Origin of the sequence: Salinibacterium sp. PAMC 21357, from assembly GCF_000247645.1 — a bacterium.
GTDB lineage: Bacteria > Actinomycetota > Actinomycetes > Actinomycetales > Microbacteriaceae > Rhodoglobus.
Genome location: NZ_AHWA01000002.1, coordinates 422,741 through 445,973, shown reverse-complemented (window position 1 = coordinate 445,973; position 23,233 = coordinate 422,741). Strand labels below are relative to the sequence as shown.

17 protein-coding genes, 1 other RNA gene and 3 pseudogenes are annotated in these 23,233 nt (G+C 58.5%); 9 read left to right on the top strand and 12 right to left on the bottom strand.

Going from position 1 to position 23,233, the window contains the following annotated elements; genetic code table 11:
* The first annotated feature begins 2 nt into the window (after positions 1-2).
* From ON14_RS02150 to rnpB, 3 genes are all read left to right on the top strand, one after another.
* On the top strand, positions 3-821 hold the full coding sequence (locus ON14_RS02150) for a Nif3-like dinuclear metal center hexameric protein (protein ID WP_010202781.1): 819 nt from the start codon (positions 3-5) through the stop codon (positions 819-821).
* A gap of 30 nt (positions 822-851) precedes the next feature.
* On the top strand, positions 852-1,592 hold the full coding sequence (locus ON14_RS02145) for a zinc ribbon domain-containing protein (protein ID WP_010202780.1): 741 nt from the start codon (positions 852-854) through the stop codon (positions 1,590-1,592).
* Positions 1,593-1,739: 147 nt separating this feature from the next.
* An RNA gene (rnpB, locus tag ON14_RS15100) (RNase P RNA component class A) lies at positions 1,740-2,110 on the top strand.
* 38 nt (positions 2,111-2,148) lie between these two features.
* Here the strand turns inward: rnpB and ON14_RS02140 are convergent.
* From ON14_RS02140 to map, 3 genes are read right to left on the bottom strand one after another with little or no spacing between them, the layout of a single operon-like run.
* The gene (locus tag ON14_RS02140; RefSeq protein WP_010202779.1) at positions 2,149-2,859 is read right to left on the bottom strand and encodes a VIT1/CCC1 transporter family protein; all 711 of its coding nucleotides are present in this window, start codon (positions 2,857-2,859) and stop codon (positions 2,149-2,151) included.
* A gap of 3 nt (positions 2,860-2,862) precedes the next feature.
* Positions 2,863-3,609: a polyphosphate--glucose phosphotransferase gene (gene ppgK, locus ON14_RS02135; RefSeq protein ID WP_010202777.1), complete on the bottom strand. Its 747-nt coding sequence runs from the start codon at positions 3,607-3,609 to the stop codon at positions 2,863-2,865.
* Positions 3,610-3,629: 20 nt separating this feature from the next.
* A complete protein-coding gene (gene map, locus ON14_RS02130) occupies positions 3,630-4,496 on the bottom strand; it encodes a type I methionyl aminopeptidase (RefSeq protein ID WP_010202775.1) in 867 nt (288 codons plus the stop codon).
* A gap of 48 nt (positions 4,497-4,544) precedes the next feature.
* On the opposite strand from map, the gene ON14_RS02125 reads away from it, so the two are divergent.
* Positions 4,545-4,712, top strand: coding sequence for a hypothetical protein (locus ON14_RS02125; RefSeq protein WP_010202774.1), 168 nt, complete (start codon positions 4,545-4,547; stop codon positions 4,710-4,712).
* An 8-nt stretch (positions 4,713-4,720) separates the two neighbouring features.
* Here the strand turns inward: ON14_RS02125 and gdhA are convergent.
* Positions 4,721-6,069 (bottom strand): annotated as a pseudogene (gene gdhA, locus ON14_RS02120) (NADP-specific glutamate dehydrogenase).
* Positions 6,070-6,110: 41 nt separating this feature from the next.
* Positions 6,111-6,947 (bottom strand): 3-methyl-2-oxobutanoate hydroxymethyltransferase, encoded by an 837-nt coding sequence (gene panB, locus ON14_RS02115; protein ID WP_010202772.1) that lies wholly within the window; start codon positions 6,945-6,947, stop codon positions 6,111-6,113.
* 150 nt (positions 6,948-7,097) lie between these two features.
* Here panB and ON14_RS02110 point away from each other — a divergent pair, with 150 nt between their 5' ends.
* Both ON14_RS02110 and ON14_RS02105 read left to right on the top strand, forming a co-directional pair.
* Complete coding sequence (locus ON14_RS02110; protein WP_010202771.1) at positions 7,098-8,435, top strand: glutamine synthetase family protein; 1,338 nt, start codon at positions 7,098-7,100, stop codon at positions 8,433-8,435.
* Positions 8,436-8,446: 11 nt separating this feature from the next.
* Complete coding sequence (locus ON14_RS02105) at positions 8,447-11,383, top strand: bifunctional [glutamine synthetase] adenylyltransferase/[glutamine synthetase]-adenylyl-L-tyrosine phosphorylase (protein ID WP_010202770.1); 2,937 nt, start codon at positions 8,447-8,449, stop codon at positions 11,381-11,383.
* Between the two features lie 255 nt (positions 11,384-11,638).
* On the opposite strand, the pseudogene glnA reads toward ON14_RS02105, so the two are convergent.
* Positions 11,639-13,074, bottom strand: a pseudogene (gene glnA, locus ON14_RS02100) (type I glutamate--ammonia ligase).
* A gap of 137 nt (positions 13,075-13,211) precedes the next feature.
* Here glnA and ON14_RS02095 point away from each other — a divergent pair.
* Positions 13,212-13,616, top strand: coding sequence for an RDD family protein (locus ON14_RS02095; protein WP_010202767.1), 405 nt, complete (start codon positions 13,212-13,214; stop codon positions 13,614-13,616).
* A 75-nt stretch (positions 13,617-13,691) separates the two neighbouring features.
* Here the strand turns inward: ON14_RS02095 and ON14_RS02090 are convergent, their stop codons facing one another.
* The 3 genes and pseudogenes from ON14_RS02090 to lipB all read right to left on the bottom strand — a co-directional run bounded on the left by ON14_RS02090 (position 13,692) and on the right by lipB (position 16,045).
* Positions 13,692-14,399 carry a DUF4191 domain-containing protein gene (locus tag ON14_RS02090; RefSeq protein WP_010202766.1) on the bottom strand — a complete coding sequence of 236 codons (708 nt, stop codon included), beginning with the start codon at positions 14,397-14,399 and terminating at the stop codon, positions 13,692-13,694.
* A gap of 4 nt (positions 14,400-14,403) precedes the next feature.
* Positions 14,404-15,410 (bottom strand): annotated as a pseudogene (gene lipA / locus ON14_RS02085) (lipoyl synthase).
* Positions 15,407-16,045, bottom strand: coding sequence for a lipoyl(octanoyl) transferase LipB (gene lipB / locus ON14_RS02080; RefSeq protein ID WP_010202761.1), 639 nt, complete (start codon positions 16,043-16,045; stop codon positions 15,407-15,409). Before lipB ends, lipA begins: the two are co-directional and overlap by 4 nt.
* Positions 16,046-16,155: 110 nt before the next feature.
* On the opposite strand from lipB, the gene ON14_RS02075 reads away from it, so the two are divergent.
* Positions 16,156-17,598, top strand: coding sequence for a serine/threonine protein kinase (locus ON14_RS02075; RefSeq protein WP_010202760.1), 1,443 nt, complete (start codon positions 16,156-16,158; stop codon positions 17,596-17,598).
* 10 nt (positions 17,599-17,608) lie between these two features.
* On the opposite strand, the gene sucB is transcribed toward ON14_RS02075, so the two are convergent.
* The 3 genes from sucB to ON14_RS02060 all read right to left on the bottom strand — a co-directional run bounded on the left by sucB (position 17,609) and on the right by ON14_RS02060 (position 22,181).
* Positions 17,609-19,162, bottom strand: a complete 1,554-nt coding sequence (gene sucB / locus ON14_RS02070; protein ID WP_010202758.1) for a 2-oxoglutarate dehydrogenase, E2 component, dihydrolipoamide succinyltransferase — start codon at positions 19,160-19,162, stop codon at positions 17,609-17,611.
* Positions 19,163-19,222: 60 nt separating this feature from the next.
* Complete coding sequence (gene lpdA / locus ON14_RS02065) at positions 19,223-20,596, bottom strand: dihydrolipoyl dehydrogenase (RefSeq protein ID WP_010202757.1); 1,374 nt, start codon at positions 20,594-20,596, stop codon at positions 19,223-19,225.
* A gap of 97 nt (positions 20,597-20,693) precedes the next feature.
* Positions 20,694-22,181, bottom strand: coding sequence for a leucyl aminopeptidase (locus ON14_RS02060; protein ID WP_026037473.1), 1,488 nt, complete (start codon positions 22,179-22,181; stop codon positions 20,694-20,696).
* 101 nt (positions 22,182-22,282) lie between these two features.
* On the opposite strand from ON14_RS02060, the gene ON14_RS02055 reads away from it, so the two are divergent.
* Positions 22,283-23,218 carry a proteasome assembly chaperone family protein gene (locus ON14_RS02055; protein ID WP_010202754.1) on the top strand — a complete coding sequence of 312 codons (936 nt, stop codon included), beginning with the start codon at positions 22,283-22,285 and terminating at the stop codon, positions 23,216-23,218.
* Positions 23,219-23,233: the final 15 nt, after the last annotated feature.

Below are 23,233 nucleotides of genomic sequence, written 5' to 3'. Positions count from 1 at the left end.
GCGTGTCTACTACTGTCGCGGATGTCATCGCTGTAACCGAACAACTTTGGCCGTCTTCGGGCGCCGAATCGTGGGATGCGGTTGGGCTCGTTGCGGGCGATCTTGATGCCCCAGTGAACCGTATATCGCTCGCAGTTGATGCCGTGCTCGACACCGTGAACGAAGCGATCGGTGAGGGTGTAGACATGCTCATCACTCACCATCCTTTGCTGTTGCGGGGTGTCACCTCGATCGCTAGCGACCGCTACAAGGGTGCAGTGCTCACAAAGCTCGTGCGAGCAGAGTGTGCCCTGATTGCCGCTCATACCAATGCGGATGTCGTCGAGACCGGAACCTCCGGACGATTCGCGGCGAAATTGGGGCTAACGGATGTCGCCCCCATCGTGGTCGGAGAGACTCCAGATCGCGGGATCGGCCGCACCGGAAAACTGCCGGAGGCTATGACGCTGGGCCGGCTCGCTCGTCTCATTGGCGAAATTCTGCCACCAACGGCGTCCGGAATCCGTGTTGCTGGCGATTTTGACCAGGTTGTTCAGTCTGTGGCGCTGTGTGGGGGAGCGGGTGACGCATACTTGAATGACCCTGCCGTGCTTGCCGCTGATGTGTACATCACGAGCGATTTGCGACATCATCCCGCGTCTGAGGCGCGAGAGAATGCTCGTCTCATGCAGGGCCCCGCGCTTGTCGATGTTTCGCACTGGGCAAGCGAATGGTTGTGGCTAGAAGCCGCAGCTACTGAGTTGCAGGCGCTGCTTCCAGAAGTAACGATCACGGTGAGCGAGTTGCGCACCGACCCTTGGGATTTTGCGGTTGTGCAGTAAGCACACCGGTATACAGAAAGAAGTACCACTATGGCGTTAACTGCTAGCCCGGCCGACCAAGCACGTCTGCTCGAACTGCAGGCGTTCGACACCAAAATTTCGCAGTTGGAGCACCGCGCTAAGAAGCTTCCGCAACACACGAGCCTCACCGAGTTGCAGCAACACCGGGACAAGCTTCAGTTGACCCTTCTTGAAGAGCGCGGTATCAAGGACGATATCGAACTCGAACTCAGCCGGGTCGATTCTGATGTCAAGGTTGTCGACGCTCGGATCGCTCGCGATAGTGCTCGACTCGATGCCACGTCATCCGCCAAGGATGCTGCGGCATTCGAGCAGGAGTTGGCCGCGTTGCGAACTCGTTTGAGTAATTTGGAAGACATTGAGTTGGCAGTGATGGAGCGCCTCGAAGGGCAACAGAAAATTGTTGACAACCTTCTTGAGCAGGCCGCGAATCTCACCGCTGAGACTTCAGGTCTAGAGGCAAGTCGTGATGAAGCACTTCGCGACATTGAGGCAGAACTCGGCACCGTTCGTGCCGGCCGCGCATCGCTTCAGCAGACCCTTCCCGAAGATCTCCTCGCGCTCTACGAACGTCAGCGTTCACGCTACGGAACAGGAGCATCGCTTCTTCGTGGCGGTGTTTCGCTCGCATCCGGCGTCAAGCTTCTTGAGAATGAGATGCAAGAAATCCGTGCGGCAGCCCCTGACTCCATCATCATGTGTGCCAGCAGCGAAGCGATCCTGGTGCGCACTGACGAGTCGGGTCTCTAGCGTTCAACGAGAACTCCATGCGTGCGGCATCGTGCGTGCGGCATCGTGCATTCCTCAGCGTCACTTCGAGGCCCCGCGTACTGTGTCCTGCATCCTCTCTATAGTGGTGCGTCGGGCACTTCGCGGAGGATAAGCTTGACAGCTGAATGGGTCGGCAAGACGGTCGCGTTGTCCGCAAGGGCACCGAGGAACGTCCGGGCTCCGCAGAGCAGGATGGTGGGTAACACCCACCCGGGGTAACCCGCGAGAACAGTGCAACAGAGAGTAGACCGCCACGGATTTCGATCCGGGGTAAGGCTGAAACGGTGGTGTAAGAGACCACCAGCGGTTGGGGTGACTCAGCCGGCTAGGTAAACCTCGTCCGGAGCAAGATCAGACAGAAGACGCTAAGGCTGCTCGCCGAGTCTTCGGGTAGATCGCTAGAGGTGTGCGGCAACGTACATCGTAGATAGATGACCGTCCAGCACGGGGTTTCGGCTTCGTGTGAACAGAACCCGGCGTACTAGCCGGCCCATTCGTAAACTCTCACCACCGCAACGTAGTCGCTATCGCCGTGTTAGACGACTCCCGTGTTGCCCAGTAGTGTTCCGATCAGGAACGTTGTCGCTAGGGCGATGGCCCCTCCAATGACGATTCGAAGCGTCGGGCGTACCCAGCTATTGCCGCCCACTCGGGCCGACAGGGTCCCGGTGATGATGAGAGCCGTCAGTACAGCGGCAAAAGTCGCGAGCACGCGTACCGGCTCAGGCGCAAGCAGAATTGCCGCGAACGGCAGTACACCACCGATAGTGAATGCCAATGCCGAGGCGCCGGCGGCTTGCCACGGACTCACGACTGCATCTTCGGTTATGCCTAATTCGGCTTCGAGATGAGCAGCTAGCGCATCGTGTTCCGTTAGTTCTTCGGCAACCAGTTTGGCGGTAGCTGCGCTGATGCCTTTGGCTTGGTAAATGGCGGTGAGCTCAGCGAGTTCTTCTTCCGGCATCTCGGCGAGTTCGCGGCGTTCCTTCTCGATGAGTGCTCGTTGGCTGTCACTTTGGCTGCTGACGGAAACATACTCGCCTAAGGCCATAGAGATAGCGCCACCGACGAGCCCTGCGATTCCGGCGGTGAGGATTGGCGCAATCGCAGAAGTCGCACCGGCGACACCGACGACGATTGCCGCGACAGAAACGATTCCGTCGTTTGCGCCAAGCACTCCGGCGCGCAACCAATTTAGGCGACCAGCAAAATCACCGGAGTGAGGCTCGTTGGTATGAAAGCTCATCAACTATTCCTTTACCGCTAGCGCTGCGGCTCCGAGAATGCCGGCGTTGTTGCGAAGCTTTGCCGGAATGATCGGCGCGTTGAGCTTCAACAGCGGCAGGAACTTTTCGTGACTCTTAGAGACACCGCCGCCTACCAGAATTAGGTCGGGGGAGAACAGCATCTCAAGATGCGAATAATACCGCTGCAGCCGCTTCGCCCACGCCGCCCAGCTGAGACGGCGACGTTCTTTCGCCGCAAACGAAGCACCTTTCTCGGCGTCACGGCCGCCAATGAGCAGGTGTCCCAGCTCCGAGTTGGGCACTAGGGTTCCGTTGTAGATCAAAGCGCTACCGATTCCTGTTCCGAGCGTCGTGAGCAGAACCAGACCCGGTACACCCTTTGCTGCCCCGTAGCGCACTTCGGCTACGCCAGCGGCATCCGCATCGTTGACGAAGTGGATGTCGCGGCCGAGAGCTTTCTCGAAAAGCTTCTCCGCTTCAAGCCCGATCCATTCGTCAGAAATATTTGCCGCCGACATTGTCTTGCCATTGCGCACGATGGCGGGAAAGCAGACGCCGACCGGCATATCGGGAGCGATGCCGCCGAGTTCGGCAATGATCTCAACGACAACCTTAACGATCGCGTCAGGCTTGCCCGACTTGGGCGTGGCGATTTTTTTGCGTTCGCTCACCAGCTCGCCGGTGATCGTGTCGACCACAGCACCTTTGATTCCGGTGCCACCAATATCGATTCCTAAAGCGTGGGTCATGATGTGCCTCTTTCGCGTGGTTAGGGAAGCGTCAGAATTTCCGTGCCGCGCTCAGTGACCACCATGGTGTGTTCGAACTGAGCAGTCAGGCTTTTGTCTCGGGTCGTGACCGTCCAGTCATCTGCCCACAGGTCCCAGTCGTGAGTGCCGAGAGTGAGCATCGGCTCGATCGTGAAGACCATGCCGACTTCGATTACGTCGTTGAATTGTGGAGCTGAATCGTAATGGGGAATGATGAGCCCGGAATGGAAGGCTTCACCGACGCCGTGACCAGTAAAGTCCCGCACTACGCCATAGCCAAAGCGCTTCGCGTACGACTCAATGGCGCGGCCTATGACGTTGACTTGGCGACCGGGAGCGACAGCTTTAATTCCGCGATTCAGTGCCTCCTGAGTGCGTTCGACCAAATTGCGGGCGTCTTCTGACACGTTGCCAACGAGGAAGGTCTTGTTCAGGTCGCCGTGCATCCCGTTCTTGTATGCCGTGATGTCGATGTTGATGATGTCACCATCTTCGAGCACCGTGTCGTCAGGAATACCGTGACAGATAACTTCATTGATGCTGGTGCAGCACGACTTGGGAAAGCCCCGGTAACCGAGAGTTGACGGGTAGGCACCCCGCGAGATCATGTACTCGTGCGCAACCTCATCCAGGTGGGCTGTCGTCACGCCGGGGGCGATCGCAGCGCCGACAGCCTCGACAGCCCCGGCAGCAATCTTTCCCGACTCGCGGATGCGGTCGACTGCCTCGGTGCTATAGACGTCAGACCCCGTAAACTCCCGCGGGCCCTTCTTGCCGACATATTCCGGTCGAGTAATCGATGAGGGGACCGCAAGTGCGGGTGGGATTACTCCCGGAACGAGGTGACCAATATTATTCCGAGGCATTTGGCCAGTCTACCGGCGTAGCCTTGAGAACAACGAAGGGACGAGACCATGACGCAATGGTGGTACAACAACAAGACCCACGAGGTCGAAGAAGGTCCGCAGTCGCTCGGAGTCGAGCGCGATGGTCCCTACGACACTCGTGAGCTAGCTGAGCGTGCTCCTCAGATCGCCGCTGAGCGTGCACGCAAGTGGGCTGCTGACGAAGCTGACGAGTAGCCTCGGCGCTAGATGACGCCCTGAGCAAGCATCGCATCTGCCACGCGTTTGAAGCCCGCAGCATTTGCGCCAACAACATAATCACCGGGATGACCGTAAAGTTCCGCAGCTTCGAAAGCAGACGCGTGAACACCGTGCATTATGTCGCGAAGTTTGTCTTCGCTCGAGCCGAAGTCCCAGCGCTGGCGTGACGCGTTCTGGCTCATCTCCAGAGCCGAGGTTGCCACGCCGCCCGCGTTGGCGGCTTTGCCGGGTGCGAAAAGTACGTCAGCGTTCTGAAAAGCGTCGACCGCATCAGGGGTGCAGGGCATGTTTGCCCCCTCGGCTACGAGAGTGAGCCCGTTCTTCAACAGAGAATGGGCATCATTGAGGTCGAGCTCGTTTTGAGTTGCACACGGAAGCGCTAATTCAGCGGAGACATCCCACACCGAGCCACCGGCAACGTAGTGCGGCTGGGGCGACGCTCGGCGTATTCCGAAATACGCGCACGCTCTACCTCCTTGATCTGTTTGAGAAGATCGAGGTCAATTCCGGATTCGTCAACGATGTAGCCACCGGAATCAGAAGCGGTGATCGGAACCGCACCGAGCTGTTGCAGCTTTTCAATCGCATAGATGGCGACGTTTCCTGAGCCCGAAACTACAGCTCGTTTTCCTTCGACGCTGTCGCCGCGCACCGCAAGCATTTCTTGCGCAAAGAATACTGTGCCGTAGCCGGTCGCCTCAGTTCGAACTTCGGCGCCTCCCCACTGGATACCTTTCCCGGTAAACATGCCTGACTCGTGTCGATTTGTGAGGCGCCGATACTGGCCAAAAAGGAATCCGATCTCGCGCGCACCAACGCCGATATCACCGGCGGGCACGTCGGTGTGCTCTCCAAGGTGCCGATACAACTCATTCATGAAACTCTGTGAGAACCGCATCACTTCGGCGTCAGATTTTCCGTGCGGGTCGAAATCTGCGCCGCCTTTTGCGCCGCCGATGCCCTGGCCGGTGAGCGCATTCTTAAAAATTTGCTCGAACCCAAGAAACTTGACGATTCCGAGATTCACGTTCGGGTGGAATCGGAGCCCGCCCTTATACGGGCCAAGCGCAGAGTTGAATTGAACCCGGAAACCGCGGTTTACGCGCACTGTGCCCGAATCGTCGTGCCACGGGACACGGAACATGATCTGACGCTCGGGCTCGACGAGGCGATCAACGATTCCGGCATCCATGAACTCTGGGTGTCGTTCGAGCACCGGAACGATTGATTCCAGCACCTCTAGTAAGGCTTGGTGAAACTCTGGCTCACCCGCATTGCGCCGGAGTGCCTCTGTATGAACGCGGTTGAGGGCAGGGGAAAACTGAAGTGGCATTCGGGACTTTCGCAATAGTGGTGGTGGAACTGAGCGACTACCTACTCGTGATAGGAATGCGCTTCTGTCGGGTAGGTTCCCGCTTCAACGTCGGCTCGATAGGCCGTTACTGCTCCAGCGAGTGTGGAGCGAAGATCTGCGTACTGTTTGACGAACTTGGGAATCCGACCCTTAGTGAGTCCAGCCCAATCGGTCCACACGAGCAACTGTCCGTCTACGTGCGGCCCAGCACCAACGCCGATCGTGGGAATTGATAAGGCCGCAGTGACCTGTGCCGCGGCATCCGCGGGAACCATTTCGAGAACAACAGCAAAAGCTCCCGCATCTTCGACCGCATGGGCGTCGGCGAGAAGCTGCTCGAGGTCGCTCCCGCGGCCTTGGATTACGTGGCCACCCAGACCATGCTCGCTCTGTGGGGTGAACCCGATATGAGCCATGAGAGGAATTCCGGCATCCACTATTCGTCGGATCTGTTCCGCGCTTCGAACACCGCCCTCAAGCTTGACCGCGTGGGCGCCGGTCTCTTTCATGAAACGGAATGCAGTGTGGAGAGCTTCGTCTGGACCAGTTTCGTACGAGCCGAAGGGAAGATCCGCAACGACGAAAGCGCGGGTGACGGCACCGGCAACCGCGCGAGTGAGCGGGATGAGGTCATCGATACTAACCGGCAACGTTGTGTCGTAGCCGTAGACGTTGTTTCCGGCGGAGTCGCCAACGAGAAGAAAATCGATTCCCGACTCATCAAAGATGCCAGCGGTTAGCTGGTCATAACTGGTGAGTCCAACGATCTTGATCCCATTTTCCTTGGCGGTCTGAAAATGGCGAGTGCGGACACGTTTGAGGTTTGCTTGCGCGGCAGCTGCGGCAGGGTCAGTCATAGTCGTCAGTCTAACGAAACCGTGGCACAGTCGAATGGTGGCGGGTGACGGCGAGTGCGCTGCATTGGCGCTTCAGAGCAAGTAGCCTAAGAAGGGCACAATCGACGTCGCGCATCCGCGACCCAGCACGGATCGAGGGACTCAATGTCTATGGACAAGCAACGCGACTTCGTTCTTCGTACTATCGAAGAACGTGGGATTAAGTTCGTTCGACTCTGGTTTACCGACGTAGTCGGCACGCTCAAGAGCGTTGCTGTTGCTCCAGCAGAGATCGAGGGTGCTTTCGCCGAGGGCCTTGGATTCGATGGTTCAGCCATCGAGGGATTCACCCGCGCCTATGAAGCTGACATGCTGGCGCACCCCGACCCCACAACTTTCCAGATTTTGCCATGGCGGGGCGAGATTGATCCGACTGCGCGTATGTTCTGCGACATTACGACGCCCGATGGTCAGCCAGCAGCATCCGACCCTCGCAACGTGCTCAAGCGCACACTGGCGAAAGCAGCCGAGCGCGGCTTCACTTTCTACACGCACCCCGAGATCGAGTTCTACCTTCTCAAGTCGAGCAAGCTCAAGAATGGCAGCCCTCAGCCTGTTGATTCTGCTGGTTTCTTTGACAACGTTCCCGGTGGGACTGCCCACGACTTCCGTCGTCGTTCGGTGCGGATGCTCGAAGACTTAGGAATCTCGGTTGAGTTCAGCCACCACGAGTCTGGCCCGGGTCAAAACGAAATTGATCTGCGCTACGCCGATGCCCTGACAACCGCAGACAACATCATGACGTTCCGCACCGTGATCAAAGAGGTCGCGATCGAGCAGGGTGTCTACGCGACATTCATGCCCAAGCCGATGTCTGGGCAGCCGGGCTCGGGAATGCACACTCACATGTCCCTCTTTGAGGGCGACCAGAATGCGTTTTACGACGCTAGTGGGCACTACCAGCTTTCTAAGGTCGGCCGGCAGTTCATGGCGGGGATACTGAAGCATGCTCCGGAAATCACTGCGGTCACCAATCAATTCGTCAACTCCTACAAACGACTTTGGGGCGGCGACGAGGCTCCTAGTTTTGTGACCTGGGGCCACAACAACCGTTCGGCTCTCGTGCGGGTTCCGCTGTATAAGCCTGGCAAGGGCCAGAGCGCGCGCATCGAATATCGTGCGCTCGACTCAGCAGCCAACCCCTACTTGGCCTATTCACTTTTGCTTGCTGCCGGGCTCAAGGGCATCGAGGAGGGCTACGAGCTGCCCCTCGAGGCGGAGGATGCTGTCGGCGATCTTTCGGAGCACGAGCGTCGTGCGCTCGGGTACGAGCAGCTGCCGTCAAACCTCAACCACGCTCTCAGCATCATGGAGAGTTCTGAGCTCGTTGCCGAAACGTTGGGGGAGCAGGTATTCAACTTCGTACTGCTCAATAAGCGTCGTGAGTGGAAGGCGTACCGGGCCCAGGTCACGCCGTACGAGTTGGAGAGCAACCTAGAGATTCTCTAGACCCCGTCATCATGTCGAAGGCTCCGTACACCCTCACCGAACTCGCCAAACTTGGCTTCTTAGAGCTCAGCGAGGCGCGCGAGCGACTTGTTGCGCTCGATCGGCCAGTCGAGGCGCCAGCACGGCTGTTTGCGCGGGCCGCAGACCCCGATCAGGCTCTTCGACTCTTTTTGGAGTTAGCGGAATCGTCACCGCAACATTTGAGCGCGCTGCTGGCAAACGATGAAGCGGCAGTGCGACTCGTGCAGGTATTGGGGGCATCGTCCGGGCTTGGCGATTTCTTTGTTCGTCACCCCCAAGAGCTTGACGCAATGTGTACTCCGATTCTGGCGCCATCCTCGCCCGAGGAATACATTGCGGTGCTCACCGAGGCCACTGACGGTTGTGATGGTGAGGATGCTTGGGTCGCTCTGCGCGTGCGTTACCGCCGAGAACTTGCCAAACTGACCGCGTGGGATCTTGCTCAAGAAGATCCTCTTGCGGCCGTTGACCGCGTCGCGATGGCGTTAGCTGACCTCGCTGGCGCAGCACTCGAGGCGGCGCTCACCGTCGCACGTCGTTCGGTGAACTTTCCCGAGGCGGATATTGCCGCTACTCGCGTTTCCATCATTGGCATGGGCAAGGCCGGCGCTCGTGAACTGAATTATGTGTCGGATGTCGATGTCATTTTTGTGACAGAACCTGACGGAATAAGCGCCGATCGTGCCGTCACCATCGCGACGCCTTTGGCCGTGCAGACGATACGCGCGATCAACGACCTCACTATCGAACCTGCACTGTGGGAGGTTGATACCAATCTTCGTCCTGAGGGCAAAGATGGTGCGCTCGTTCGCACTCTCGAGTCTCACTTGGCCTATTACGACCGTTGGGCAGAGAGCTGGGAATTTCAAGCGCTTCTGAAGGCTCGGCCGATTGCGGGGGATCGTGAACTCGGTGCTCGTTATATTGCCGGTGTCTCGCCGATGGTGTGGTCGAGTGCGTCACGGGAGAACTTTGTTGCTTCTGTGCAGCGGATGCGTGAGCGCGTTACCGAGAACATTCCGCCGCAGGAACGTGACGTGCAACTAAAACTTGGTCCTGGTGGGCTTCGTGACATTGAGTTCACGGTCCAATTGCTTCAACTAGTTCACGGGCAGAGCGACGAAGAAGTTCGTCAAACATCAAGTCTTCAAGCCCTGATCGCTCTCGCAGAGCAGGGCTATATCGGTCGCACAGAAGCCGGTGAGTTCGCGCGAGATTACCGTTTCTTGAGACTGCTCGAGCACCGCATCCAACTCTCTCGGCTACGCCGCACTCACCTTATGCCTCGCGACCCAGACGATCTTCGGGTGCTCGCCCGTGCGACCGGGATCGCCAAGAGTGCCACGGACCTCATGGAGCAGTGGCAGCGCACAAAAATCGCTGTTCGTCGTCTGCACGAGCGACTCTTTTATCGCCCGCTGCTTTCTGCTGTAGCGGCGCTTCCCGATGAGGGCCTCGCGTTGTCGAGTGCCCAAGCGTCTGCTCGGCTTGCCGCGATTGGTTTCCTTGACCCCAAGGGCGCGCTTGCGCACATTGCGGCGTTGACCGGTGGCGTCTCTCGTCGCGCGACCATCCAGAAGGCGTTGCTGCCTGTCATGCTGCAGTGGCTGTCAGACGGAGCCGACCCCGACTACGGACTTCTGGCGTTTCGTCGCCTGAGTGAGGCGCTCGGTGAGGCCTACTGGTTCTTAAGAATGCTGCGGGATTCTTCGGGGGCGGCAGAACGGCTCACGCACGTGTTGTCGGCGTCTAAATATGTGGGTGGGCTTTTCGAACGCATCCCTGAAGCTGCTGCGTGGCTCGAACATGAGAAAGAGCTCCGTCCGCGACCGTTGGCCGTGATGCGTGATGAGGCCCGGGCGATCGTTGCGCGTCACAAGGGTGATGAGGATGCTGCTGGCGTCGCGCTGCGCACAGCTCGTCGCCGTGAGGTTTTGCGTCTCGCTATTGGCTCAATCGTCGGGGTCACCACGATTCAGGAATTGGGCCGCGGGTTGAGCGATGTGACCACGACAATGCTTGAGGGAGCTCTGGCGGTTCTTCGTCCCGAACCCGATGGCATCGAGTTTGGTGTGATCGCAATGGGGCGTTACGGGGGAGCGGAGTCTGGTTTCGGCTCAGACACCGACGTAATGTACGTCTACCGTGCCACTGATGCAGCGAACGAGGATGCGGCGAAGCGCGCCGAGGTGATTGCTAAGGGGCTCACCCGCATCACTGAAGACGTGAAGCTGCCTCTAGAGCTTGATCTTGATCTCCGCCCGGAGGGGAAGAATGGCGCGATCGTGCGCTCTCTGGACTCGTACAAGGCGTATTACGCTCGTTGGTCCCTCACTTGGGAAGCACAGGCGTTGTTGCGTGCACGCGGCGTAGCGGGCGATGTGGCACTGCTGAATGACTTTGAAACGCTGGCAAACAGCATGCGCTACCCGCAATCGATTTCTCCGCAGGATGTGCGCGAAGTGAAGAGAATCAAAGCCCGAGTGGAGTCTGAGCGACTTCCCCAGGCCGCTGACCCCTCCCGCCACCTCAAGTTTGGCCGCGGTTCGCTTAGCGACGTTGAGTGGTTTGTGCAGTTGCTTCAATTGCAGCATGGTGCTCGCGTTGAGGGGCTGCGCACGACGTCAACGTTGGACGCGCTCGATGCTGCGGTGGCGGAGAAGCTGGTCACCGCGTCGGATGCTGCCCGACTGCGCGAAGCGTGGATATTGGCGTCACGCGTTCGATCAGCGATCACTCTATGGGCGTCGAAGGCCGCGGATGTTCTCCCCAATGACCGTCTCCAGCTTGAAGGCATTGCGCGCATGTTGGAGTACCCACCCGGGTCTGCTACCAAGCTCGAAGAGGATTATCTTCGGGCGACTCGTCGCGCGCGACGGGTGTTCGAGCGTCGCTTCTACGGCGTCGCGAACGCCGTGCGCTCGTAGCTTCTAGCGCGCTGCGTGGCGGTCCAGCGCGACGGCCAATGTCTGGGACGCGCGAAAATATGGTCCTTGACGAGACTATTTTTACGAATTTTGGCGCTTTAGCTACGATGTCCCGATCAGCCAACTCGGTTGCAGTCTTGACGGAGTGGAACCCGCTCCGTGCAGGGAACCCCCTTGCCCGACTTTTGGTATCCGCTTAACGCAAATTGGGCCGCATCCCGAAGAATGCGGCCCAATTGTGTGCTGTGTTAGCGCTTAGACGCCGAAGTACAGTTCGTATTCGTACGGGTGCGGGCGCTGTGCGAACGGAAGCAGTTCGTTCGTACGCTTGTAGTCGATCCACGTCTCGATGAGGTCCTTGGTGAAGACGTTGCCTTCCATGAGGAACTCGTGGTCAGCTTCAAGAGCCACCAGGGCATCTCGAGCGAAGCGGGCACCTGAGGAATTAGGCGTGCTTCCTCGGGAGGCAACTCGTAGAGGTCCTTGTCAACGGGCTCGTGCGGCTCAGTCTTGTTCTTGATGCCGTCGAGGCCAGCCATGAGCTGAGCAGCAAACGCGAGGTAGGGGTTACCCGATGCGTCTGGTGCGCGGAACTCGATGCGCTTTGCTTTGGGGTTCGTTCCGGTGATCGGGATACGGATGGAAGCCGAACGGTTTCCTGCCGAATACACGAGGTTCACGGGAGCTTCGAATCCGGGGATCAGGCGACGGTACGAGTTGACGGTCGGGTTGGTGAACGCAAGCACAGCAGGAGCGTGCTTGAGCAATCCACCGATGTACCAGCGAGCAGTGTCGCTGAGCCCGCCATAGCCCTTTTCGTCATAGAACAACGGGACGCCGTCATTCCAGAGCGACTGGTGGGTGTGCATTCCTGAACCGTTGTCGCCGAAGATCGGCTTGGGCATAAACGTTGCCGTCTTGCCCCACTCGCTTGCGGTGTTCTTGACGATGTACTTGAACTTCAAGATGTCGTCACCGGCGTGGACCAGAGTGTCGAACTTGTAGTTGATCTCGCCTTGACCAGCAGTTCCGACCTCGTGGTGGCTGCGCTCAACTTCGAGCCCGACATCAATAAGCTTCATGACGATGTCGTCACGAATGTCGGCGTGCTGGTCGACGGGGGAGACGGGAAAGTATCCACCCTTCATGGGGGTCTTGTTGGCGAGGTTTCCGCCAGGCTCCGTGCGACCGCTGTTCCAGGCGCCTTCGCTGGAGTCAACTTCGTAGAAGCTCTTGTTGGCGCTTACTTCGTAGCGAACATCGTCGAAGATGTAGAACTCGGCTTCAGAGGCGAAGAATGCGGTGTCTGCGATGCCGGTCGACGTGAGGTACTTTTCGGCCTTCTTGGCAACCTGGCGGGGGTCGCGAGGGTAAATCTCGCCGTTACGCGGGTTGTAAATGTCGAAAATGATGATGAGGGTGCGCTCGACACGGAAGGGGTCGACGTAGGCGGTGGTGACGTCGGGGATCAACTGGAGGTCAGACTCATGGATCGACTGGAAGCCACGGATCGATGAACCGTCGAAGAGTTGGCCGACAGTGAAGAAGTCTTCATCGACGGCCGCGGCGGGAATGTTGAAGTGCTGCTGGATACCGGGCAGATCGGTAAATCGGATGTCGACGAACTTCACGTCTGTGTCCTTGATAAATGCAAGGACCTCAGACGAATTAGCAAACTTCGGATGAGACATTGAGTGGAACTCCAAGGGGTTCATTTGATGATCGGTTGTCGTTACAACCATCTCTTAGGGTACAGAAGACGGATTTCGCGTGCATCACCGAATTGTTTCGGGCATGTTACGCAGCTGCGGTTCGTTAGGCTAAAGCGGTGAATCAGCAGCAATCATCTAGCGATCAATGGCCGGGCAAACGAATCGGGCTTCCGGCAGAGGGCCCACGATCGATTGGCCGTCTTGGTCGTCGTCTGGTGGCGATCGCTATCGATTGGGCTTTTGCCGTTGTCGTTTCGATCGCATTTTTCGACTACGACGCCTTCGCAACAATGGGAGTTTTCGTCGCGGCACAAATCGTGCTGTTGCTCACCGCGAACGGCAGTTTCGGCCATCTCATCACCGGGTTGCGGGTCGTTCCCCTCGCTGGGGGCTACCTCGGTGTTTGGCGCCCCATTGTGCGCACCTTGCTTCTGGCGCTCGTGATTCCGGCCGTGATCTGGGACACTGACCAGCGCGGCATGCACGACCGGCTCGCCGGGACACTTCTCGTGCGTCGCTAGCCCTCGTGCGTCGCTAGCTAACGATCGCGACAGCTTCCCGTCTATTTGCGCGGGTTCTTGCCCGGGCCGGCTGGCTTAGCCGCGCTGTGCTCGCGCCTTCATCGGGTCGATCCCCTTGGGGATGGGCAAGCCATTCTTGTCGAGTGACTTGAGACGGTTCGAGATTGCGAGAATCTCGGGCTTGCGAAGAACGTTCTTCAAACGACCAAGGGCTGGCGCTAGCTTGTGCAGGGCCACCGAGTCCGCGTCTGGTCCAACATAAATAAAGTGCACGGGAACGTTGGGAAGAAAGCGCACCATCTTGCGGCGCTCGTCTTCCAGCATCTTCTGAGTGCGACTGCGCGGGCCCTCACCGATGAGAGCAATTCCGCCCTTGCCGACAGCGCGGTAGACGGCGTCTTGAGTTTTGGGGCTGATGGCGACGGGCATCTCACTTGCAGCCCATCCGCGTCGAAGCGAGCTCTTCAGAACAGCACCCACGGCTCCGGGTTGACCTGCGATTTGAGAGTAGGCGGCACGCTCAGCACGACGACCCAACACAATGAGGAAGGCAAGCAGACCGGCCATGACGCCAGCGACGATGTAGAGCACGAAGCCCAGTACGTTGCCAGTGGACAGGATGAATGCTAGAGCTAGCCCGACGAATATCGGCAGAAGGAATGCAAGCAGGAAGAACCAAATTGCGAGGTTGTCATACCGCCTCGTCATTTGGAAGACCTGATACATCTGCTTGATGCGGCCTGGTTCTTTCGGAGCCTTCGTCGTCTTTTCTCTGCGTGCCATGCTTCTAGGATAAGGCCTGAGCGAAGTCAAAAGTGTCGTCGGCGAGATGCGCGAGCGCCTCCGGCAATTTGTGGCCTTTTCTCGCCATCGAACGGGCCCACAATCGACCAGCTCGATAACTCGAACGCACGAGCGGGCCAGCGAGCACGCCGAGAAAGCCGATCTCTTCTGCTGCCTTACTGAATTCGATGAACTCTTCGGGCCGGACCCACCTGGCTACCGGCATGTGCCTCGGGCTGGGCCGGAGATATTGCGTGATGGTAATGATGTCTGTTCCCGCATTATGTAGGTCGGTTAGCGCTGCGATTACCTCTTCTGCCTCCTCGCCCATCCTAAGAATGAGGTTCGATTTAGTGACTAATTGGGCGCTGTGGGCTTGCCGGATGACATCGAGCGAGCGTTCGTAGCGAAAGCCCGGTCGCACTCGCTTGAAGATACGGGGGACAGTCTCGACATTATGGGCGAAGACTTCGGGCCGTGGCTCAAATACCTCAGCCAGAAGGTCTGGGTTTCCAGAGAAATCGGTGGCCAGAATCTCTACGCCGGTTCCCGGATTTTTGAGATGAATTTGTCTAACCGTTTCAGCGTGAAGCCACGCCCCTTCATCGGGCAGGTCGTCGCGCGCGACCCCGGTCACATCGCGTACCGCAGTTTCATCGTCGCTACTGATTCTGCAACCCGCCGTGGCTCGTCGCGGTCGTAATCCGCGGGCTTTCCCGTGTCGATCTGACAAAAGTCACATCGCCTCGTGCACTGGCTGCCACCAATCAGGAAGGTAGCCTCACGGTCTCCCCAACACTCGAAAATATTGGGGCATCCGGCTTGTTGGCACACAGTATCGAGCTAACTATCTTTGACTAATTTGTCGAGGTCGCGATATTCCGGGCCCATCTTTTCCACGGTGCGAATCCACGGCGGCTTTCTCTCGATCGGCACGGCGGAGTTACGCACTTCGAGTCTTAAGAGCTTGCGGCCATCGGAAGGATGACTTTTGCTTACGGAGTCGTTCATAAATTGTCCAGCGCAATCTCTAGGTGTGGCTGAACGGTCGCAACTATCTCTGTTGGGGTAATTTCGCGGCCAGCGATCCGTGTCAGTGTTGTCACACCGGCGTCGCGGATGCCGCAGGCAACGATCTTGTCGTAAGCCGCGAGGCTGTTGTTGCAGTTGAGCGCAAACCCGTGCATCGTGACGCCGTGCGACACAGGCACGCCAATGGCTGCCACCTTTTCTGGAGTCGTCGATTGGAGAGGGGTGAACCAGACGCCAGAACGACCGTCGACTTGATGAGCAGCGATATCCAGTTGGAGCAGAGCGACAATGATCGCGTTCTCTAGCAATCGCACGTAGCCAACGACGTCGACAGGTTCCGGCAGCCGAACGAGGGGATACACGACCAACTGCCCTGGTCCGTGCCAGGTGATCTTTCCCCCGCGATCAACATCGACAACGGGAGTACCGTCAACCGGTCGCTCGTCTACTTCAGTTCGCCTGCCAGCCGTATATACGCTGGGATGCTCGAGAAATAGAACTGTGTTGGGCGATTGCCCGGTGACTACAGACTGATGGAGTGCGCGTTGAAGCGTTAATGCTTCGTTGTATGGCACGGAGTTGGCGCTTAGCCCCGCGACCACAAATTCGATCACAATATGATCCGAAAATGATGCCCGTCCTCGAGCGACCCTCGGGCCACAATCTGTGCACAAGTTTCACCGCCTCGTCTTGGCCAGTGCGACTCCGGCAGCATGCTTGCCCGGTGAACAATCAAACTATCGCCGGCTATCGAGTTGTGCGAACAGTGGCCGAATCAGCGCGCGCATACACCCTGCTGGCGCAACCTGCAGAGCCGGCGGCGGAGGGGGTTGAGCCCATCGTTCTCACGGTGTACCGGTCCGGGGTGTCGTCCGCGAGCGTGCACGCCGAGTGTGACGCTATGACACGGATCGCTAGCGAGCACCTCACAGCGGTAGACGACATTGCGAGCGCAAGCGATGGGGGCGTCGTAGTTGTTTCCGAGTGGATTCCGGGAATTACGCTCGGCAAATTACTGCGCACACGGACGTACCTCACGGCAGGGGAGGCGATAACAATACTCGTGCCCCTAGTCGACACGCTCGCTTCATTGCACCGTCATGGAGTGATTCACGGCAATTTTGGTCCGGAGTGTGTTATTTTTCGTTCTTCCGGAAGCCCTGTGATCACGGGGCTGGGAGGTGCCATTCGCACTCAACCGATGCGCGCCCCCGTAGAAATATCAAACGACGCCGAAGTGCGCTTAGACGTAGACGCTCTTCTTCGGGTGACCGCTGGGGTCCTTGCCGCTATACGTGCCGATCGCTCAGACCCTTCGCGGTTGAGCCAGTGCGAACGGGCGCTGCAGTCGCCCGGGCTCGCGGCTAGCGCGAACTGGTCTACTGAGCTCGAGCGGCAACTTTTCTCCCTAGGGGCGCCGGAACCCGTGCGTCTCGCCGAGAACGTTGCGACCGAGGACAGCCCAGATTCGCCAAGTTCCGAAGTTTTTCGTAGGCCGGAAAATGGGGCGTCAGAGTCGACGGAGCCGACGCGAAATCCCACCAGTATCCTCGGGCTGCCTGCGTGGCTCCAGACAGAATTGGAGAGAGCCATCCGCACGGTGCGTTCGTGCTCGCAGATTCTTCATCGGCGCTTAGCTGCATGGGTGGCCCCGGTGCGCCCGCGAGTATGGGTGCTTGGGGCGTTGGCGATCGTCGCGATTATCGCGGCAACAATGGTGTTGTTGTCCTCGACTAGCGCCTCAGAAAGTTCCTCAAGCGCGGAGACGCGAGCGAGAACTGCCGTGCCGAGCAGCAGCGGCAACCCGACTAGCGCCGCCCCGCGAGGTCATCCCCAAACTAATGTTGACCCGAATCTGGCGGTTCGAGAGCTGTTAGCAACGCGCGAACGGTGTTTTCGCGATCTGTCGATCGAGTGTCTTCGCAGCGTTGAGAACGAGGATTCGCCGGCTTTCGTCGCAGATGCTAATGAGATCAGTCGCGTGCTCGACGGCGGAGAATTAGACGATGGAATGCTCTTCGGCCTTGATCAAGTGATCAGCTCACAATCGCTTGGCGATTCTGTCATGTTTTCGATCAACTCGGTGCTTAACGACCAACCGGCCTCGATCCTTCTGGTGAAGGGTGAGGCCGGTTGGCGAATCAGGAGCTATACGCTTCCGGAGTAGTTGATTCGAGCTAGATCCCTAGCTTGTCTGCGAAGTCGCCGCCTTCGAGGCGGTTCTTCATGTCGACGAGGAATCCAGCCGCGTCAGCACCGTCCACAATGCGGTGGTCGTAGCTCAGAGCTAGATAAACCATCGAACGGATGCCGATCGAATCACCATTCGCATCGCTAATAACAACGGGCTTTTTAGTGACGATTCCTGTGCCCAAAATAGCGGACTGGGGCAGGAACACGATGGGCGTGTCAAACAGCGCGCCGCGCGATCCCGTGTTGGTCAGCGTGAACGTCCCACCCGACAACTCGTCTGGAGTGAGCTTATTGTCGCGAGTTCGCTGTGCAAGATCGGCAATCTCACCGGCGAGGCCAGCAAGATCAAGCGATCCCGCATTGCGGATGACGGGCGTGAGAAGTCCACGCTCGGTGTCAACAGCGATGCTGATGTTCTCCTGGGCCGGGTACACGATCGCGTTGTCCTCGATTGTCGCATTGACAATCGGGTGCGACGTGAGTGCCTCAGCGGCGGCAAGTGCAAAGAACGGCAGGAACGAGAGCTTCGTTCCGGTCTTTTCGAGGAACTTGTCCTTCACCGAGTTGCGGAAGTTCGCAACGGCGGTGACATCAACTTCGACCACCGAAGTGAGCTGTGCTGACGATTGCATCGAGATGACAGCGCGCTCAGCGATGACTTTGCGAAGGCGAGACATCGGAACTGTCGTACCGCGCAGTGGTGAAATTTCGCGAGCCGCGGCGGCTGGTGCCGCAGCGGGCGCATCTTCGGACGATTCGGTGCTTGCCGACTTCTCGCTGGCTTCGAGAACGTCTTGCTTGCGAATTCGGCCGCCAACACCGGTACCGGTGATCGTGGTCAGATCAACGCCGCGCTCATTGGCGAGCTTGCGAACGAGCGGCGTGAGGTAGCCCGCTTGAGAGTCATCAGAATCTGATTCCTCATCGGTGTCGTCGCTAGTTTCGGTAGCAGCCTCTGGTGCAGCAGCGTCTGCAGCAGGTTCGGCGGGAGCAGCTTCAGCCGAGGGGGCTTCGGCGGCGGGCTCTTCTTCGGCTGGTGCAGCGTGTGCCGGTGCTTCGGCGGCCGGGGCTGCCTCTGCGGGTGCCGGCGCCTCGGTCGACGGAACGTCCGCTACTGGTGCGGCTGCGGGAGCTGCGGGAGCCGCAGTTTCCTCTGCGGGCGCCTCAACAGGTGCTTCGGTTGCGGGGGCAGCTGCGGGCTCTGAAGCGGGTGCTTCGGGCTCTGCAGCAGGTGCCGCTGGCTCGGCTTCGGCGGCGGCTGGCTCGCTTTCGGCGGCGGGAGCAGCATCTGAGCCACCCGATCCGTCACCGATGCGGACTAGCGCGGTGCCAACTTCAACAGTTTCGTCTTCGGCAACCAAAATTTCTTCGATGACCCCGGCGATAGGAGAAGGAATCTCCGTGTCTACCTTGTCGGTCGAGACTTCGAGCAGTGGCTCGTCGACCTCAACGCTCTCGCCGACTTGCTTAAGCCAGCGGGTCACCGTGCCCTCGGTGACACTCTCGCCGAGTGCCGGAAGGTTAACGGATTCGCTCATCAGTACTGCTCCTTTGTGATGCTTGTCATCAATAGCTTAGTTCCGTGGTTGAGGCGGAGCCTATACCGCGTGAAGCGGCTTACCTGCCAGAGCGAGGAATGCCTCGCCGAGGGCTTCGTTTTGAGTGGGGTGTGCGTGCAGCAACGGCGTGATGTCTTCTGGATGTGCTTCCCAGTTAACGATGAGCTGTGCTTCACCGATCAGTTCGCCTACTCGCGCACCAATCATGTGTACGCCGATGACGGGGCCATCGACGACGCGGACAACTTTGATCGATCCGGAAGTGCCGATGATCGCGCTCTTGCCGTTTCCGCTCAAGTTGTAGTCGTAAACCTTGACGTTGTCGGCTCCGTGAAGTTCGACTGCCTTGGCTTCGGTGAGACCAATCGAAGCGACCTCCGGGTCGCTGTAGGTGACCTTGGGGATGTTCACGTCGTCAATCACGATCGGATTGAGGCCGGCGATCTCCTCGGCAACAAAGATTCCCTGCTGGAACCCGCGGTGTGCGAGTTGGAGGCCGGGCACGATGTCGCCTACCGCAAAGACGCCCGCAACGTTTGTCGCGAGGCGATCGTTGGTCAAAACGAAGCCACGATCCATCTCGATGCCGACTTCTTCGAATCCGAGTCCTGCAGTAGACGGGCCACGGCCGACGGCGACGAGCAGAAGCTCAGCTTCGACCGTTTCTCCGTTTTCGAGGGTGACGACTACTCCGTCATCATTCTGCTCAACGCTCTTGAAGCGAACACCAGTGTGGAAGTTGATGCCGCGACGGCGGAAGGCCCGCTCGAACTGCTTGCTTACCGATTCGTCTTCGTTCGGCACAAGGTGGGGGAGACCCTCGATGATCGTCACGTCGGCGCCCCAGCTCTTCCAGACACTGGAGAACTCGACGCCGATGACGCCGCCGCCGAGAACGGCGACCTTCTTGGGGACGAAGTCAAGCTCGAGAGCTTGTTCGGAGGTGATTACGCGTCCACCGATTTCAAGACCAGGTAGTGATCGCGAGTATGAACCCGTGGCAAGAATCACATTCTTGCCGATTACGGTGTCTTCGCCTACCTGAACAGTGTTGGGCGCGACAAGCTTGCCTTCGCCCTCGATGACGGAGATTCCGCGCATCTTGATGAGGCCCTGGAGTCCCTTGTACTTGCTAGCAACAATGTCCTCGCGGTACTTCGTGACGCCAGCAATATCAATGCCCTCGAGGGTGGTGTTTACGCCGTATTTAGCGGCTTCCCGGGTCACGTCAGCAACTTCTGCTGAGTGCAGGAGCGCCTTGGTGGGGATGCAACCAACGTGCAAACAGGTGCCGCCAAGCTTGTTCTTTTCGATCAAGCCAACGGTCATACCCAGCTCGGAGGCGCGCAACGCAGCAGCGTAGCCACCGCTTCCTCCACCAAGAACGACAAGGTCAAAATTGTGCTCAGCCAATACAGCAGCTCCTCTGTAAGGAAAATATTCGCCGGCCCGCAGAGTTGATTACGCTGCGACCGGATGGTGAGGGTATTACCCGCATGAAAAAACCTTACTACGGTCGAGAAAATTCCTCGGCCAGTTCGATGAGTGTTCGCACACCGATTCCGGTAGCGCCCTTACCAACGTAACCCCAGCCACCTCCGCGATTATCGGACGGTCCGGCAATATCGATGTGAGCCCACGGGATGGTCTCGCTGCTGTCCGCCCGCTTTCCGACGAAGTCTTTCAGGAAGGCCGCGGCGATAAGCATCCCTCCAGCGGTGTTCCCGGCCTTGATATTGGCAATGTCTGCGATATCGGATGCGAGCATGGGGCGAAGTTCTGGGCTAATGGGCATCGGCCAGAATGGCTCGCCGACCCGATCAGCCACGGCGACTACTTGGTTGACGAGTTCTTTGTCTCCCATCGCCCCGGCGTAACGGTTTCCGAGTGCGACGACGGCAGCGCCCGTGAGGGTTGCGATGTCGACAATTGCGTCGGGGTTTTCCTCGCTGGCTGCGACAAGTCCATCGGCCATGACGAGACGGCCCTCAGCGTCGGTGTTGAGGACTTCAACAGTTTTGCCGCCGCGGATCGTCAGCACATCATTGGGGCGAATCGCCGTGCCAGAAGGCATGTTCTCTGCGAGGCACAACCATGCCGTGAGGCGCACGTTGGTGCCGAGCTTTGCACATGCTTCGATCACTGACATGACTGTTGCCGCACCGCTCATATCGAACTTCATGCCGATCATTCCTAGGCCGGGTTTGAGCGACAGCCCTCCCGAGTCGAAGGTGATTCCTTTGCCGACCAGCGCAAGGTGTTTGCTGGCACCGGTCGGGGTGTAGCTCAGTTTGACCAGACGAGGGCCGCGACTCGAGCCTTGACCGACTCCGAGGATGCCGCCAAAGCCGCCCTCTTCAAGCTCTTTCTCGGCGAGAATTTCAACTTCTACGTTCTCGAGGGCAGCAAGTTCGCTGGCGCGCTCGGCGAACGTGGCGGGGTAGAGCTCACCAGGGGCTTCATTCACGAGATCGCGGGTTGCGTGAGTGGCGTGGGCGATGATGAGGGCGCGCTCTACCAGTGCTGAATCATCGATAGGGCTCGCAATGGTGATTACAGTGGCAAGGCTCTTGGATGCTTCGGGTTTGGTCGAGCGGTAAACGTCATAGGAATAGGCGCCAATCGCTGCGCCCTCGAGTGCCGCAAGAGTGTCCTCAGCTGATTCGAGGCCCAAAGCAAGCGCGATGTGAGCTGCGCCACGAAGTTGACGTGCCGCTGACCCTGCGGTGTAGCGCACGATCTCCGCGGTGACTGTCTTGTCGCCGAGGCCGATAAAGGCGACGGCAGGAGCGGAAATTCCGGATGCCGGAATGCGGTGAAGCTCGTCTTGAGCACCGGTGACGCCTATGACGCTCAATGCTTCGGCGAAGGGCGCGAGAGCGTCGGAGCTGTCTGCCAGCTGCGGACCAGAGTCGGTCTTGATCACCCCGATCACGAGTACATCAGCTTCGATCTGGGGGGCGGGCAGGGTGGACAAGTGCAGCGTAGCAACGGTCATGCCCCCATGATATCCAGCATCCGGCTGCATGTTCGCTAGCAGCATGACGTTGCAGACCGTAATCCTCAAGATGCAGGCGCGGGCGCGATTAGAGTTGAAACATGCGAGATCCAGCAGGCTTATATGACATCGCGACAGATGTTGCGGGGGTACCGCGCGGCCTGCCGCTGGTAGCCGGTCTCACCGGATTCGCCGACGCGGGTGGTGCTGTTAGCCAACTCAGTCAATATCTCCTCGACACGCTTGAACGAAGAGTGGTGGCGTCGTTCGATAATGATGCGCTTCTCGACTATCGCGCCCGTCGCCCCACTATCTATTTCGATCAGGATCACCTGAGCGACTATCGGCCGGCGAAGCTAGAGCTTTATCTGGCAAAGGACGAACTCGGTCAGCCGTTCTTATTGCTCACCGGATACGAACCCGATTTTCAATGGGAGCGCTTCTCTGCTGCGGTTCTTCGACTTGTTGAGAAATTTGATGTGAAGTCAACAACGTGGGTTCACTCGATCCCGATGCCCGTTCCTCACACGAGGAGCATTGGCGTCACCGTCAGCGGAAATCGCAGCGAGCTCATCGATTCGTTGTCAGTGTGGAAACCGCGCACGCAAGTGCCAGCAAACGCGATGCACCTTATTGAGTTCCGACTGCAAGAGCTCGGTCATCCGACCGCAGGTTTTGTTCTGCTCATACCTCATTACCTTGCTGACACTGAGTGGCCGTCTGCCGCAGTCACTGCTCTCGAGAGCGTCAGTGCTGCTACGGGACTAATTTTCCCCACCGACCGCCTTCGTGAAGAGGGTCGTGAGTTCGTGGCCAAGATTGATACCCAAGTCGAGACAAATCAAGAACTCGCCCGCCTTGTCGGCACCCTCGAGGAACGTCACGACAATTACATGGAAGAAAACCCCATGCGGTCGCCCCTGACCGATGAAGCGGGAGAACTTCCTTCCGCCGACGAGATCGCGGCAGAGCTGCAAAAGTTCCTGGCGATCAAACGTGCGGGTGATGACAAAAGCGACCCGGGGCTGCCTCTCTAGCTCTGGTGCGTAACA

Coding starts and splice junctions, on each gene's coding strand:
- ppgK (WP_010202777.1), bottom strand. CDS start 3,609: ATGACCCACGCTTTAGGAATCGATATTGGTGGCACCGGAATCAAAGGT.
- ON14_RS02090 (WP_010202766.1), bottom strand. CDS start 14,399: ATGGCACGCAGAGAAAAGACGACGAAGGCTCCGAAAGAACCAGGCCGC.
- ON14_RS02125 (WP_010202774.1), top strand. CDS start 4,545: ATGACGCAATGGTGGTACAACAACAAGACCCACGAGGTCGAAGAAGGT.
- ON14_RS02110 (WP_010202771.1), top strand. CDS start 7,098: ATGGACAAGCAACGCGACTTCGTTCTTCGTACTATCGAAGAACGTGGG.
- panB (WP_010202772.1), bottom strand. CDS start 6,947: ATGACTGACCCTGCCGCAGCTGCCGCGCAAGCAAACCTCAAACGTGTC.
- ON14_RS02145 (WP_010202780.1), top strand. CDS start 852: ATGGCGTTAACTGCTAGCCCGGCCGACCAAGCACGTCTGCTCGAACTG.
- ON14_RS02055 (WP_010202754.1), top strand. CDS start 22,283: ATGCGAGATCCAGCAGGCTTATATGACATCGCGACAGATGTTGCGGGG.
- ON14_RS02060 (WP_026037473.1), bottom strand. CDS start 22,181: ATGACCGTTGCTACGCTGCACTTGTCCACCCTGCCCGCCCCCCAGATC.
- ON14_RS02140 (WP_010202779.1), bottom strand. CDS start 2,859: ATGAGCTTTCATACCAACGAGCCTCACTCCGGTGATTTTGCTGGTCGC.
- sucB (WP_010202758.1), bottom strand. CDS start 19,162: ATGAGCGAATCCGTTAACCTTCCGGCACTCGGCGAGAGTGTCACCGAG.
- map (WP_010202775.1), bottom strand. CDS start 4,496: ATGCCTCGGAATAATATTGGTCACCTCGTTCCGGGAGTAATCCCACCC.
- ON14_RS02105 (WP_010202770.1), top strand. CDS start 8,447: ATGTCGAAGGCTCCGTACACCCTCACCGAACTCGCCAAACTTGGCTTC.